The following is a 14,428-nucleotide window of genomic DNA, read 5'->3' as shown; positions in this document are numbered from 1 at the left end:
TGGCTGGAAGAATAAGCTGCTTCAGCGGAGAAGCCGATTCGTTACAACTCAAAGAACCGAAAAGGAACATCATAATCGGCACTTCGGAGCACTGGGGCAGCTATGTTGTATACGGCATTTCCGTTCACCGTTTTTCCTTCGAGGGTGCCCTTGTGGGCATGGCCATGCAATGTTATCTTCACGTTGCGCCTGTCTATAGGCTCCGCCAGCCGAGATGATCCTAGAAAGGGAAAAATCTGCTCGGGTTCGCCCACCACCGTGGTGGCAATGGGCGCATAATGCATCAGTGCCACCTTGTATTCGAGATGGCTGTGCTCTTGGTCGAGCTTGGCTAAGGCCCTTTCCAGTTTCAGGGCTTCTTCCACGGCGGTATTGACAAATGCTTTCATTTCAGCCTCTCCAAACAGGGACAACATATAGCGGTCAAAACCGCCGCCAAAACCTTTAATGCCAGCAAAGCCAATTTCTCCAACGATGGTGTACTCACCGTCCAACAGCACCATCCCCTGATCGATTAATACCTTACGGATCAATTTCTCACGTCCCTTTTCAAAATCGTGATTGCCCAGTACGCCAACAACAGGTATAGGGCAAGACTTCAATTCGTCGGCGAGAATTTCGGCTTCCTGCTCGTCGCCCGTATCCGTGAGATCGCCACATATCACCAATACGTCTGCTTTTTCTCCCACGTTTTTGAACAAGGGCGCCCATTTCCCTTTATCGGCCATTTTTACATGTATATCCGCAGTTGCGGCAATGGTCACACTCTTTTCTTTCTTTGGCATATTTTTAAACGGTTTTGATGGTGTACGATTTGTACTCCCATTCTTTTATGTCTACCCGGTATTGCGTTTGGTCTATGATAGGCCCCCTGCACACTTTCTCTACGGAGGGAGGCAAGTCATATTGCTCCTGCGCGCGCCTGATCAATTCGTCAAAGAGCCATTGCGGAACGATGTCGCGGTAGTCCGATGGGTATACAAATTGGAATATGAGTATCTGGGCAAGCAGCAGGTGCCAGTGTTGATCCACCAGTTTGAGGAGTCGCTCCCAGTCGAGCTGCTTGCCATACCTCAAGAAGGTATGATTGATGTCCGCATTATCGTTTCGCTCCCTGTTCTGCACGTAGAGCTTGCACTGGACCAGCTCCTCTGCCGGAATGAATTTGACAGGTTGTCCTACAAATTCGCCTTCTGAGGCATATTGGAACCACGTATCGTCTACCCGGCAGATATTGCTGGTGGTGTCGAAGATAATATCGATGAAATAATCTCCCTTGAAGATCTTGGCCAGCCACCTTGAATCCGTAAGTTCTATTTTGTAACCAGCCTGTTCAAAATGTTTCAGTATTTTGGGATAGTCCTTTGCCCGACAGAAGATGTCCAGATCCTTGGTATCCCTGAAAATTCCCGTATAATGGAACATAGCAAAGGCACCGCCCAATAGATATTCGGCATCAGACTCATTCAATGCTTGTATGGCTTCCTTAAAGAAGGCATTCGATTCTCTTTTTTGCTCTGCCGTTTCGATCATATCTTTCATTGGTTAGTTATATACCCTGCGGAGAAACAACAACGATGGGCAACGAAAGTTTTGTGTCGCGCTATCGACAGGCATGTTTCCATATATTGTATTTGAACTGGAATTTCTCTAAGTTTGGCAATATTATATTTATTACTTAACCAGTTATGAAAATAAAAAGAAGAGTTTTCGTTAGGCAAGCTGTATGGGGAATGGCTGGGTTGTCGTTTTCTGGTACCTTGCTATCTGCCTGCAAGGGAAGTACAGACCACACAGGTTCAAATGGCCTTGATACGGGCATTGGTATTCAATTGTACACCCTGCGCGAACAGCTGGCCGAGGATGTGAAGAGTACCTTACAAAAGGTGGCCGACATCGGTTTTAACCATGTAGAGACTTTCGGTCTACAGTTGGAAGATGCTGCGGCCCGCTTCTGGAATGTGGCCCTGGGCGACTTGTCCAAGCTATTGACCGACCTAGGTCTCAAAACGTATAGTGGGCATTATGACCTTTCTGCTTATCTGACAAAGGGAGTGGGAGATGAGGACGGGCTAAAGAGACAATTGGAAGTAGCGGCACAATTGGGTCAATCCTATTTAATTGTCCCGGTTCCCCCTTTCCAACTGATAGACAAGCTGACGGCGGACGACTTTAAGTTTATGGCCGAACAGTTGAACAAAGCGGGAGAATTGGCAAAGGCGTCAAACATTAACGTGGGCTATCACAATCATTTCTGGGAGTTCAGGGATTTGGGTGATGGTCTGTTGGGATACGATATTCTATTGGATGATACGGATGCTAGTTTGGTGGTCTTTGAACCCGATCTTTTTTGGTTGGCAAAATCGGGCGTGGATGCCGTTGCCTATTTCGACAAATACCCCGGCCGTTTCCCTCTATGGCATGTGAAGGATGTGGATAAGTCCAAAGACAAGGTCATTGTAGGAGGTGATCTGGACAAGCAGCCATCTATGTCGTTATTAGGCGATATCGCCTATACAGAGGTGGGTAGTGGTACCATAGATTTCCAAGCTATCTATGCCGAAAGGGAAAAGGCGGGGCTGAAGCTTGCCTTTGCAGAGCAAGATACTATTAAGGGAGATGCTTTTGAAAGTATCGATAAAAGCTATAACTACATAAAGCATGAAATTTTCAAATAGCATAACATTGTACGCATTGAAAATGTTGCCTATTATATGACGTTCAATGATTCCGAAAAATTTATAGCATGGTTGTCTTGTCGGCTGAATAAGCCGCTTCCCGGTTTTGAGGCTCAATCGAAGATGATCATCAAAAGCGAGGCGAGCAAGCGGGCAAACATTCCAAAAGAAGCACGGGAGAGTGCCGTCATGTTGTTGCTTTATCCACAAGGAGGTGAATTGTTTACCACCATGATAGAGCGGAGTAGCGATGGGGGAGTACATAGTGGACAGATTGCCTTTCCCGGGGGTAAGCGCGAAGAGTCGGATGCGGATTTGATCGCTACGGCACTTCGCGAAGCTAACGAGGAAGTGAACTTTAAGCGGGAGCAAGCGGAGTTGCTCGGGTTTTTAAGTCCGATCTATATTCCGGTAAGCTATTTCAAGGTGCAGACCGTAGTGATGGCCAGTGGGGAGGCCCCCGAACTTAGAGCTTCCGAATGGGAGGTGGCATCTATTCTGGAGGTACCCTTGTTGCGTTTGTTTGAGCATAAGGTAATCACCTCGGTACAGCCATCCCTAAATCCGACGCTGAAATGGAAAGTCCCGGCCTATCAAACTGAAGGAGGACATATCATATGGGGAGCTACGGCCATGATCTTGTCGGAGCTGGAAGCACTATGGCGAGAATGGTTGATTTTATAAGCTAAAAGCAGAAAGACTAAAGAATAAAGCTAGTTCACACGTGCGGCACTTTAGTCTTTCTGCTCTAGTCTTTCGGCTTTAGTCCTTAAAAGCGGTAGGCAAATAGCCGAAATGCTTCTTGAAGGCCGCGGAGAAGTGGCTGGCATGTTTATAGCCAATATGGTTGGCAATATGTAATATCTTGGCGTTTTTCTCGCCCAGCATATCTTTTGCACGTTGCATGCGCACGGCCGTGAGGTGCGAAAATACGGTACATCCAAAGGCCATTTTAAAATGTTTTTTCAAGGTGGCATCATTGGTGCCCACTGCTCTAGCCAGGCCTATCAGGGAGTGGTCTTTGTCGTATTGGTCTTCGATTAGCTTTTTTACCGTTTCCATGCGTTGTATTTCCTCTGCCTTTAGGCTTTCGGGACCTTGGGCATAATCGTGTTTTTCGCACTGCTCCAATTGGAGGGAAAGCAGCTCTATCACTTTGGCCCGGAGGTACACATGACGTAAATAAGGGGGATGCTCAGAGTGGATGATATCGTAGATGATCTGGCCTATTTTTAGGTTGATGGGCATACCATTGGGCGTGAGAAAGGCGGTTTCGTCTGCCCGTACCTTGTTGCGAAAATCCAAAAAACCGGACATCACTTGGGGGCAATTGCTGAAGAAAAAGTCAATAGGCATATTGATGACGAAAATCTCCTTGGCACCGGCATCTACTACACTGTAAAAATCATTCTTGTTTGCGAGATAGAAAAGGTTGTGGTGCTTCGCCGGGATTTTTGAAAGCAACACACCGTTTTCATAATAGCTGTTTTGGCGTGTCAGGTTGAATTTCAGTTGCACAATCGACTGCTTGGCGCTGATGTTTATTCGGGTAGCTTTTCTTAAAAAACGCTTGATGTGCAAGACCTGTATCCCATCAAAGGAAAAATCATGGCTGATGTAATCTTCCTTTTCTTTTTTCGATTCGCTGTAGAGCGTTTTCTTTTCTAAATCCGCAAATTCTTCCGACAAATCCTCGAAGGTCACAGAGACTTCCACGGGCATATTGTTCTTCTGGTTTAACATGTTTTCCGTTTAGCGTTGTATTTCTTCCGTTTTACGTCGTGTTGTTTAGAATGGTTCTATGTTATTTTGCGCTAAATTAAGTTAATTAGACTTATTTTAAATAATCCCTACTTAATTCTAATCGTATTCTAATTTATCAAACAAGAGATGTATAGAAGAAAGCTATTACCAATTTTGATTTTTGTGTCATTACTGTGCCTCGGCTCTGGGGCGATGGCTCAGCAACAGCGTAGGCAGATCACGGGAAAGGTGGTTTATCAAGACTCCGGTGCACCGATAAGTGGTGCCAGTATAGCGGTTAAGGGAACAGGACAGCGTACAACGACGGGCCAAGACGGTACTTTCTCGCTTCGGGCAGATGAAGGACAAACCTTGGTAGTCAATTATATAGGCTATGCCTCGCACGAAGCTGTCATAATAGGTGAAAACAGGGTTTTGGACATTGCCCTTAGCCCACAAATCACGGACTTGTCCGAAGTCGTAGTGACTGGTGCGCTGGGCATCAAACGATCGGCGAGGGAGCTGGGCACCTCGGCTCAGTCCGTGGGCAATGAGGAGCTGAATCTGGGAAAAGTAGTAAATCCTTTATTGGCCCTATCCAGCAAGGTGGCCGGCCTACGGGTGAACGCCACTGACCTCACGACCGGTAAAACAGACCCCGGGATCCAGATTCGCCTAAGAGGTACACGTTCGTTAAATAGAAACCAGAACGACCCGATTTATGTGGTAGATGGTGTCCCTTTGCCCGATATAACACGTATAAATCCTAATGATATCGAAGATATTACGGTGTTGAAAGGCTCAAACGCAGCCGCCCTGTACGGTTCGGAAGGTGTCAATGGGGCGATTATGATTACCACTAAGTCTGGCAAATCGGGTAGCGGGGAAGTGAGCTTCAGCAATAATACGACATTCGCGAATGTATTCCTCCTTCCGCCACAGCAAACACTTTTTGGCCAGGGACAGAATGGCCTGTATAGTCCAACGGCCAATGAGTCATGGGGCGATAGGTTTGATGGTGAAGTTAGGGATTTTGGGCTTCCGATCAATGGAGTACAACCGACAAAGTTGTATGCCGCTCCTTCAGAAGATAATCGTTTGGGTTTCTTTGATACGGGTATCACCGTTCAAAATGACCTTTCCTTCTCCGGTGGCGATGCGAACGGTGCCTATTTCCTGTCTTTACAAGATGTGCGGATCAACGGCGTTATTCCCGGCGACAAATCCAGCCGGACCGGTGCCCGATTTAATGGTTCTCGTCGTTTTGGTAAGTTGAGCACGTCTTTCAATATGAATTACGTATTCTTCAAAAACAATACGACCAGTGACGGCCCTTGGGCATCGGTATATGCGCAACCGGCCAATATCGATTACCAGGCGGCCAGGGATTGGGAAGACCCGACCTCTCCAAACCATCCATTGAACTGGTACACGCCGGTATCGGGAGCAAGAAACCCCATCTTTATGGCCGACAATAACCGCAATACGTTCGATCAGCATACCTTTAATACCAGGCTCGAATTGAGCTATGAGTTGACGGATTGGCTGGACGTAATTAACCGGACAGGTCTTTACCTACAGTCCGAACCTGGCCGCGTGACCAACCGTCAGCTGGTGTCAACAGTGGCCAGCAGGAATATTAACGGAACGGTAAACGATACACATCGCGATTTCAACCGGTTCAATAATGATTTCATTCTGAGTTTCCATAAGGATTTTGGCGATTTCTCTACCAAGTTATTGGTGGGGCAGAATATGAGAATGGACAATACCAAGAGCATCAACGTGCAGGCCAACAACCTGCTGTTTGACGATATATTCAATCAAGACTCGCGTACCGGGGAGCTTGGCGGTGGGTCTACCATTACAAAATATAGGTCCATAGCAACCTACGGAGAGTTTACGGCCGGGTATAAGAATTATTTGTTCTTGACCTTTACGGGGAGAAATGACAAGGTATCTGTCCTACACCGCGACCGGAACAATTATTTCTCTCCGGGCGTGAGTGCGTCCTTCGTGTTTACCGATGCCATCCCCAGCCTTCAGTCCAATGGTTTCTTGAACTATGGGCGTCTCTACAGCTCCTTCAACAGGACAGGCAATGTGACATTAAACCCCTATGCGCTCAACTTGAACTATAGTCAGGCCACGGGATTTCCATACGGTAGTTTAGTGGGCTATATCCCTTCGTCAACGGAGCCCAATGCATTGATCAACCCCGAATTTGTCCGTTCCTTTGAGGTCGGTACCCAACTGGGTTTCTTCCATAACCGGTTGAATGCAGATATCGCATATGCCTATTCGGATTCCGATGGGCAAATTTTCAATGCGCAGACCTCGCGTGCCACAGGTTTTAGCAGTACCACGGTCAATGCAGGGCAGATGATTAACAGCACCATTGAGGTCGCATTGAATGGCACCCTTATAAAAAAGCAGAATTTCTCTTGGGATTTGGGCCTGAACTTCACCTATACCAAAACCAGGGCGCTCAGCCTGTACACAGGAAATGAGTTTACTATCTTTAGGCAACAATATGCCATCGTTGGCGAGCAGTATCCCACTTTGCGCATGACCGATTTCCTGAGGCAGGATGGCAAAATTGTTCTAGATCAAAATGGCAATGTGATTCCTTCCGAAGAAGAAGTGATCTTGGGTACCATGGTTCCGCCTTATCTATTTGGCCTCAATTCCAATTTTAAATATAAAGGAATCACTTTCGGATTCCAGGTAGATACTAGGCTTGGAGCCTGGATGTACTCGGAAGTCATTCCCCGCATGTACACCGCAGGTACCCATATAGAGACGGTACAGTACGATCGCCAGCCTTTCATCATGCCAAACTCCATGGTACGTTTGGCCGATGGCTCCATTGTTGAAAATACCAACGTGTATTCGCAGGGCGACAGGGCTTGGTGGGATGCCTATGGCAACATTCAAACGGTAACGGCCGCTAAGGGCGACTATTTGAAGCTCAGGGAACTGTATGTTGGATATGCGTTGCCTAGTAAGCTGCTGGCGGGACAGAAACTGATCAAAAAGGCAAGTATAGGTTTCGTTGGCAACAACCTGTTTATCATTCGCCACAGCTCTAACCGGATAGGTGATCCAGAGGCCCTGTACAATCAAACGGATGGGTACTCTAGCTTTAGGCAAATTCCGACGTCGAGATCTATGGGCTTTAATGTTAATGTAACCTTTTAATTAAAAAGTGATGAAATTGAAATATATAAAAATTGGCCTATTGACGGTCCTTTCCTTTGCGTTTCTTGCGTGCAATGATTTTCTGGACGTAAATGACAACCCCAATGCGCCGACCGACGAAAATCTGGGTTTGAACGTCAAACTTCCGGCAGCATTGAATTCATCTGCGAGTTATGAGGCGACCCAGCTGAATCAAATAGGAGGCCTATGGGGAGGCTACTGGGGGACTTCAAACGAAGGCGTGGGTTCTTTTAGCTCATTGAAGAATTATAACGGTCCGGCCATCAGGGATACCAGAGACGGCATTCCGGTTTGGGAATCTACCTTTACCACTTTGTTCTATTATAAGCAGATCCTGGATCAGGCAACTGCAGAAAGTTCCTTGTTCTATGCCGGTATTGCCAAAATAATGATGGCCTACCACTTTTTCATCTTGGTGGACTTTTACAATAATGTTCCTTTCGAGGAGGCATTACGGGGGTCTGTTTATTTGCAGCCGGCCTATGAACCCGGTCAGGAAGTCTATACGAAATCCATGGACTTCATTACCGAAGGTATTGCCGACATAAAAGCCGCATCCATAGTACCGGGAAACGACGATATCCTGTTTGGAGGCGATAGGGACAGCTGGGTGCGATTTGGCAATACCCTTAAACTTAGGGCACTATTGAGACAATCAGAAGTCTCGGGAAGGGAAGGCTATATCAATCAAGAGATCGCAAAAATCAACCAGGAAGGGTCTGGCTTCTTAAGTGATAACGCAGCGGTCAATCCGGGTTATCTGAATACATCTGGCAAGCTGAATCCCTTTTACGAGTCTTTTTATCGCAACAATGCCGGTGTAGCGGTTAACAACTACGCCATTATCCGCCCAACCCAATACCTTATCGAAAAGTATAAGGAGTATAACGATCCACGTTTGGCACAAAATTACGTGGCTGTGAGTGGAGACTATAAGGGGGTTGTTTTTGGAGAAAACACGGTAGCCGACGAATACGCCGCATTGAATACCTCTGCATTTAAAGGTCCTGTTGAGAATGGAAATAGTCCTGCGGGTATTTTGAAAGCATTTAACCAGTCGACGGTTATCATGTCATTGTCCGAGGCCTATTTCCTGCAAGCCGAGGCTGCAGAACGCGGTTGGATCAGTACCAATAGCACTACCCTGTACAATAGCGGTATTCAGGCCTCTTTCAATTATTTGTTCAACGTCAATAATTACGATATATCTTCCTATGTGGCTCAGGCAGCAGTCAGTTTGGATGCGGCAACGAATAGGATTGAAAGAATCATTACACAAAAATGGCTGGCATTGAACGGCATAAACAATATCGAAGCATGGCATGACCAACGTCGTCTGGGATATCCCGATTTTCCCAATTCGGTGACGTCTCCTACGCCAGGGGCATACCCAAGGCGTTTCATGTATCCGGAGACCGAACTAAATACCAATAATGCAAATGCCACAAGCCAAGGAGATGTAGGCGTGCTGACAGGAAGCGTATGGTGGGATAACGATTAGGTGCTGGGGTGATACTCCGCATTCGAACGCAAAAAGGGGAACAGCTATAAACTGTACCCCCTTTTTTTGTCTTATAGGAATGGCAATAGGTCTCTTATTTTACTACTTTGATCTCTACCCTACGGTTCAGCGCACGATCATGTTCCGTATCGTTGGAAGTAGCGGGTTTTGTAGCGCCATAGCCTTTGGTGCTCAAATTGTCTGGACTGATGCCGGCATTGACCAAGTACATTTTTACGGCATTGGCCCTATCTATGGACAATGACATGTTGTATTCTGCCGTACCTTCTGCAGAGGAGTGTCCATCAATGACAAATTTGGTGGACGGAGCCTTTCTCATCTCTCTGGCGATGCCATCTAGCACGGCATAGGAATCGGTTTTCAGTACGCCTGAGTCAAATTCAAACAGGATATTCTTGAAATTTAAATTCGGTTTTTCTACTACAGGCTCAGGTTTTGGTTCTTCCTTTCTAACGGGAGCTGGCTCTTCCTTTTTTTCTTCCACTGGTTCTTCTTTTTGTACCTGTTCTACCTCGGCGCTTGGTTTTACGACCATTTTAGATTTACAGGCGGATACAAAAATGCCCGCGCAGATAAAACATGAAATAAGAAAGTTGTTGCTTGTGATTTTCATACAATTGTTATGCTATTTAAGATAATCAAAGATAGTATATTCTTATTATCCAAGAAAAATTGGATAAGTTTCTTTTTGAAAGAGCTATTATTGGTTTAATAGATTGTTAAATAGTTATTTGCGAACAGAGAAGATAGCCATGTGCGGTAGCGGATATCTCTAAAATCCGTATAATTAATTGACCGCTATTTATTCTACATATAACTCAGCGGCCGATAGTGTCACTTTTCCATCTAACGTTTCCAAAGCAACCAACTTTAGTTGGTTAACTTGTAAGTTTTCCTTAAGTAGGATGGTCTGTGCTATTGGGTTGGCCTTAATATTGGCAAATTCGCCCTGTGCCACTTCTTGCCAGTCCTTTCCATCACTGCTGGCGAGCAGTTTATACCTACTAATGGTACCCTGCAATTTGCCGTCTTGCCGGGGCAGATAGGTCAACCTGGCCACGGGGATTGTTTGATCCAAGATGATGGTGATTTCATTTCCTTCGAAGAGAGCAAAGGTGTTTTCATCGTTGTCAAGGACATCGCTCGCCTTTCCAATGAGGGTGCGGGGTGTGATAGTCCAATTTGTACGGTCTATGCTTGTTGTTGATCTCGTGGAGGCATGAGTGGCCAATGCAGGTTCCGCATATATTCCTAGATCGCTGAGCGTAATGCTGACGGGGGCGTATAAGCTAATGCGAATCTTGTCTGTATGCACGTAGTGGTCTAACCTGATGATGCGGTTGGCCCCTATGCTAGTGGCGTGTGCTAAGGCTACCCACTTCCCCTGTTGCCATTGCTCCACCACTACACTATCTAGTCGTTGGCCCAGTTTGATGTTTTCGCGCATTTGGATAATATTGAACTTTTGTTCCTTTGGGAATTCGACCACGAGATTCGCCTGGTGCACCCCATCTGAAGTGGCCCAATAGCTATAGCGGTCCGCATCCAGCAAGTTGGATACGCCATAGCGTGCTTGATGGTCGTTCCTTGTTTCATTGGCTTCTATGCGGGCATGTTGGGCTAAGTTGTCGCTAAAGACAGATTGCAGCAATAGGCCAAAATCTGTTAAGGCTTTTACATCATTTTGGTGGAGCAGTCCATCCATATTGGGCGATAGCCCAAGGTCGAGCGCCCCTCCTCGCCCCACGCTTTTGCAATACAGGTCGAAAAGTTGTTGAGGCGTTTTTACTTGATTGTCTTGAGAGGAGTGGTAAAACCACCCTGGTCTCAGGGAAACATCGCATTCTACGCCGATCCACCGTTCGCCATGACGCGTGCCTTCCCCTAGGTTGCTGTCGTCCAAAAAGCCTGGCATGGGCGCTTTGCCTTCTTTGCCGCGAAGCGTAATGGTAGACCAGCTGGTTTCGGGCGCTAAGCCTTTCTCATTGCCTACCCAACGAGCATCGAGGCCGATATCGCTGAAAATGGCTGCATCTGGTTGCATCTCGCGTGTGATGGCCCAGGTATTCATCCAGTCATAATAGGTCGATTGATCGACCTTTCTTTTCTCTTTCAGTCCGCCATAATAGCCATCTCCACCGTTGGCACCATCGTGCCAGCTCATAAATAGCGGCCCATAGTTGCTGTAGAGTTCTTTCAGCTGTTGGCGATAGGTATTTACATAGGTTTGGCTTCCGTAGTCCGGATTGTTTCTGTCCCAAGGAGAACAGTACACGCCAAATTTCATTCCCAGTTTTTGGGCAGCTAGCTGAAATTCTTTGACCATATCGCCCTTTCCATCGCGAAATGGACTTTCACTGATGTTATAGCTGGCAGTTTTGGTGGGCCAAAGGGCAAAGCCATCGTGATGCTTAGCCACCGAAATAATACCCCTGAAACCTCCTGCTTTTGCCGCTCCGACAATTTGCTCGGCATTGAAATGTTTGGGGTTGAATATTTTGGGATCGGCATCTCCATATCCCCATTCCTTGTCCTGAAAGGTAGTAGGTGTAAAGTGTATGAGGCAATACAGCTCGGTTTCGTGCCATTTGATTTGTCTTTCGCTAGGCAAGGCACCAAAAGGTTTTGGTGCATCAGCAAGATCTTGGGCAACTAAAGGGGTACAGAGGGCCAAGGTAGCCATAGATAAAAAGGCGGATTTTATGCTGAACATGATTAACTTGGTAATTACGCCTGCAATATGCACAAATAAAAGCAAAAAAGCAGATGGCAAAGCGGCTTAGAAGCCAAATTTATCCATCCGCTAAAATAAATTTTTATCGTGTATAAGGCCTACAGCTGCGGGATAAATTTCCACGTATCATCAAAAGATTGACTCCCGCTACGCCCGGTGGTTACGTAGCCTATACCATCTACGCTGAAGCCGTAGGCCTGTGCCCTTGCGGTAGCGCCACCTATGGTAAAGGCATCGTGCTCGATCCAATAGTCATTATTGGGATCGTATCTCCATGTAGAACTCAGGGTAGAGCTCATGGTACCTCCCGCAATGTAACCATAACCGCCTATGACGAACACGGCCGGATTGATGCGACGCAGATCATAGGTATAGTCATCGGTACGACCACTCAAAGGATTTTTCTCTGTCCAAGTGTTGCCATCAAATGCGTAAAAGGTAGATACATAAGCGCCATTGTTGGTGCCTCCGCCCAAATAAGCCACATTGTTGATAACGAAGGTAAAGGCAAAAGCCCTTTTCATAGGCGTACTGCTAATCTGTGTCCAAGTATTGGAATTGGGATCATAGCGGTAGAAATCGTTGTAGTCTTGCTGGTCAATGTCTTGTCCTGCGCCCACATAGGCCACGCCGTTCACTACGAAAGCTACCGATCCATAGCGTGCTGTTCCAGGGAAATCGGCAATCTGGCTCCATGTATTTGTGGTGGGATTGTAGGCGTAAAAGTCTTTGTACATGACAGTGCCGTTTGTTCCCAGGCCCACATAACCTATGCCGTTCACGGAAAAACTCGTTGCACCGTTGCGTGCGGGGCCAGGAAAGTCTTCCTGCCGCTGCCAGGTTGTGGTACTGTTGTCGAATCTCCAGGTGTCCACATACCTATTGCTATTGGCACCATATCCCGTGGTGAGATAGGCATTGTCGCCGATCATGAAGCCTGCGGCTGCCCCGCGCGGAAGACCGTCGAAGTCCACACTCCTTGTCCACTCGTCATCTTCATCATCGTCGTCATCAGAAGAGCAGGAATATGCCGTCAGCATGACGAGTACCATCAAGGTCAGTTTAATCCATTTGTTGTTCATTTTATTTGTTTATTATGTTAAAGGGTTAATGTTTGGTATAAATCATTCTAAGCGTTATTAAGGGCTTACCCTGTCCGGAGGCCACGACCAAACGGTTCACCGTAGCGGTGAGGTCGCTGGTTGGCAAGCTTAGATAAAGGATCTTTTTTGCATTGTTTGTGGCACTTCTGTAGTTGCTAATGTACTCCGTCAAATCGAATGTGTATTTGTTAGTGGCCGTACTGCCGATAGTGGCTTTTTGAATGCCGATGGTTTGAGTGCTTGTTTCATAGCTCACTGGCAACAGGGAGGAAGGCACGCCATAATCATTGGATACCAAAAGTACCAATGAGCTGGGGGAAGGATAGATATCCTGATTTTTGTTGGGCGATTCTATGATCAGCTCTGCCTTGTTGAGAATGAGGTCGTTTCTGTTCATCATCTCGTCCATATAAGGAAACTGTATCTTAGTGACCAGACCTGTCAAGCCTTGTATATAGGCTTTGTTGTCGGTTTCGGTAGAACTAATGGAGCCTTCCACATTGGCCTCAAGGGTGCTGATTTCGCTATTTTGTCTATTGTGCTCTATATGGTTAAATTGATAGGTTCTGTCATCTATCTTCATACTGATGAAGGAATGGGTTTTCATTCCGTCAGATCCATAGTAGCTATAGTGTAGCCTTAGCGTCAAGGAATCGGTGTAAAAGCCGGTAATGCTTTGCGCATCGCTGGACGGAAACAAAACAAAGCCTTTCAGGTAATCGAGAAACTGCTCACTATCCGTTGTCCTTACATCATAAGCCAAAATTTTGTTCCAAAGATCTAGCCCGAATTCTCCATTTACTTTAATCATTAGTGTATCGGTACTGGTACCTGTAGAAGCGCTGGGTTTTGGACGAAATCTAGTGCTACCGAGAGGTATTGGGTCGTATTCAAACGTGCTGTTTGTATAGAGGGCACTGCCACTTACGAAGACTGGTATCTCGTCGCTCTCAAGCGCAGAGGAAACTTCCACTAAAGCCATGTCTTCTGTAATCCTATGCAAGGCGATGGTTTGATATTGTGTAGTGTCCCCATAGTAATAAGTGTTGTACGGCAACTCCAGCGATAGCGAGTCGAATTGCGCGTCCGATGGTAGGCTTCCCGCGATGCTGCTTATGGCACTGTTGCCTATTCTGAAATAACTGGATGCTGTCACTGTTCCCAGTTCATCATTGACGGCTCCTACGAGTATTACCTCCTTGTTACTGGAAGGTAATTCTGAAAACTGGTGAGTGGATACCAGCACGGTAGATGTATCGCTTATTTCCGCTCCTATGCCATCTATGCTGTTACTGAGGCTCACGATCCCCTCTTTTTCGCAAGCCATAAAGACCGATGATATGAGCAGAAAAATCAATATGCGATACGTCTTATTTACGGACATGTCTAGTGTTGTTAGCTTATGTGATATCATTTGCTGCAAAGG

11 protein-coding genes are annotated in these 14,428 nt (G+C 46.5%); 4 read left to right on the top strand and 7 right to left on the bottom strand.

Features of this window, described 5'->3' with window-relative positions; translation table 11 throughout:
* Positions 1 to 41: 41 nt before the first annotated feature.
* Both A37S_RS0105790 and A37S_RS0105785 read right to left on the bottom strand, forming a co-directional pair.
* The gene (locus A37S_RS0105790) at positions 42 to 785 is read right to left on the bottom strand and encodes a metallophosphoesterase family protein (RefSeq protein WP_028296164.1); all 744 of its coding nucleotides are present in this window, start codon (positions 783 to 785) and stop codon (positions 42 to 44) included.
* A gap of 4 nt (positions 786 to 789) precedes the next feature.
* Complete coding sequence (locus tag A37S_RS0105785) at positions 790 to 1,542, bottom strand: nucleotidyltransferase domain-containing protein (protein ID WP_245586324.1); 753 nt, start codon at positions 1,540 to 1,542, stop codon at positions 790 to 792.
* 146 nt (positions 1,543 to 1,688) lie between these two features.
* Here A37S_RS0105785 and A37S_RS0105780 point away from each other — a divergent pair, with 146 nt between their 5' ends.
* Both A37S_RS0105780 and A37S_RS23730 read left to right on the top strand, forming a co-directional pair.
* A complete protein-coding gene (locus A37S_RS0105780; protein ID WP_028296162.1) occupies positions 1,689 to 2,678 on the top strand; it encodes a sugar phosphate isomerase/epimerase family protein in 990 nt (329 codons plus the stop codon).
* Positions 2,679 to 2,714: 36 nt separating this feature from the next.
* A complete protein-coding gene (locus A37S_RS23730; protein WP_051292759.1) occupies positions 2,715 to 3,362 on the top strand; it encodes an NUDIX hydrolase in 648 nt (215 codons plus the stop codon).
* Positions 3,363 to 3,440: 78 nt separating this feature from the next.
* Here A37S_RS23730 and A37S_RS26125 read toward each other — a convergent pair whose 3' ends face one another.
* Positions 3,441 to 4,421 (bottom strand): helix-turn-helix domain-containing protein, encoded by a 981-nt coding sequence (locus tag A37S_RS26125; protein ID WP_084163767.1) that lies wholly within the window; start codon positions 4,419 to 4,421, stop codon positions 3,441 to 3,443.
* A 147-nt stretch (positions 4,422 to 4,568) separates the two neighbouring features.
* Here A37S_RS26125 and A37S_RS0105765 point away from each other — a divergent pair, with 147 nt between their 5' ends.
* Both A37S_RS0105765 and A37S_RS0105760 read left to right on the top strand, forming a co-directional pair.
* Positions 4,569 to 7,622, top strand: coding sequence for a SusC/RagA family TonB-linked outer membrane protein (locus A37S_RS0105765; protein ID WP_028296161.1), 3,054 nt, complete (start codon positions 4,569 to 4,571; stop codon positions 7,620 to 7,622).
* A 10-nt stretch (positions 7,623 to 7,632) separates the two neighbouring features.
* Complete coding sequence (locus tag A37S_RS0105760; RefSeq protein ID WP_028296160.1) at positions 7,633 to 9,144, top strand: SusD/RagB family nutrient-binding outer membrane lipoprotein; 1,512 nt, start codon at positions 7,633 to 7,635, stop codon at positions 9,142 to 9,144.
* Positions 9,145 to 9,238: 94 nt separating this feature from the next.
* Here the strand turns inward: A37S_RS0105760 and A37S_RS0105755 are convergent, their stop codons facing one another.
* The 4 genes from A37S_RS0105755 to A37S_RS0105740 form a co-directional block, all read right to left on the bottom strand.
* Complete coding sequence (locus A37S_RS0105755) at positions 9,239 to 9,700, bottom strand: OmpA family protein (RefSeq protein WP_245586323.1); 462 nt, start codon at positions 9,698 to 9,700, stop codon at positions 9,239 to 9,241.
* Between the two features lie 267 nt (positions 9,701 to 9,967).
* A complete protein-coding gene (locus tag A37S_RS0105750; protein WP_211229728.1) occupies positions 9,968 to 11,878 on the bottom strand; it encodes an alpha-L-fucosidase in 1,911 nt (636 codons plus the stop codon).
* Between the two features lie 119 nt (positions 11,879 to 11,997).
* Entirely contained in the window at positions 11,998 to 12,981 is a 984-nt protein-coding gene (locus tag A37S_RS0105745) for a Kelch repeat-containing protein (protein ID WP_028296157.1), read from the bottom strand.
* Between the two features lie 25 nt (positions 12,982 to 13,006).
* Entirely contained in the window at positions 13,007 to 14,386 is a 1,380-nt protein-coding gene (locus A37S_RS0105740; RefSeq protein ID WP_028296156.1) for a DUF4270 family protein, read from the bottom strand.
* Positions 14,387 to 14,428: the final 42 nt, after the last annotated feature.

This window comes from Olivibacter sitiensis DSM 17696, from assembly GCF_000427965.1.
Lineage (GTDB): Bacteria > Bacteroidota > Bacteroidia > Sphingobacteriales > Sphingobacteriaceae > Olivibacter > Olivibacter sitiensis.
The sequence above is the reverse complement of the archived record's forward strand: the minus strand, read 5'-3'. Positions and strand labels throughout refer to the sequence as shown.

What these genes read in the sequence shown, in the direction of transcription:
- A37S_RS0105790 (WP_028296164.1), bottom strand. Translation starts at nt 785, where the DNA reads ATGCCAAAGAAAGAAAAGAGTGTGACCATTGCCGCAACTGCGGATATA.
- A37S_RS0105785 (WP_245586324.1), bottom strand. Translation starts at nt 1,542, where the DNA reads ATGAAAGATATGATCGAAACGGCAGAGCAAAAAAGAGAATCGAATGCC.
- A37S_RS0105780 (WP_028296162.1), top strand. Translation starts at nt 1,689, where the DNA reads ATGAAAATAAAAAGAAGAGTTTTCGTTAGGCAAGCTGTATGGGGAATG.
- A37S_RS23730 (WP_051292759.1), top strand. Translation starts at nt 2,715, where the DNA reads ATGACGTTCAATGATTCCGAAAAATTTATAGCATGGTTGTCTTGTCGG.
- A37S_RS26125 (WP_084163767.1), bottom strand. Translation starts at nt 4,421, where the DNA reads ATGTTAAACCAGAAGAACAATATGCCCGTGGAAGTCTCTGTGACCTTC.
- A37S_RS0105765 (WP_028296161.1), top strand. Translation starts at nt 4,569, where the DNA reads ATGTATAGAAGAAAGCTATTACCAATTTTGATTTTTGTGTCATTACTG.
- A37S_RS0105760 (WP_028296160.1), top strand. Translation starts at nt 7,633, where the DNA reads ATGAAATTGAAATATATAAAAATTGGCCTATTGACGGTCCTTTCCTTT.
- A37S_RS0105755 (WP_245586323.1), bottom strand. Translation starts at nt 9,700, where the DNA reads ATGGTCGTAAAACCAAGCGCCGAGGTAGAACAGGTACAAAAAGAAGAA.
- A37S_RS0105750 (WP_211229728.1), bottom strand. Translation starts at nt 11,878, where the DNA reads ATGTTCAGCATAAAATCCGCCTTTTTATCTATGGCTACCTTGGCCCTC.
- A37S_RS0105745 (WP_028296157.1), bottom strand. Translation starts at nt 12,981, where the DNA reads ATGAACAACAAATGGATTAAACTGACCTTGATGGTACTCGTCATGCTG.
- A37S_RS0105740 (WP_028296156.1), bottom strand. Translation starts at nt 14,386, where the DNA reads ATGTCCGTAAATAAGACGTATCGCATATTGATTTTTCTGCTCATATCA.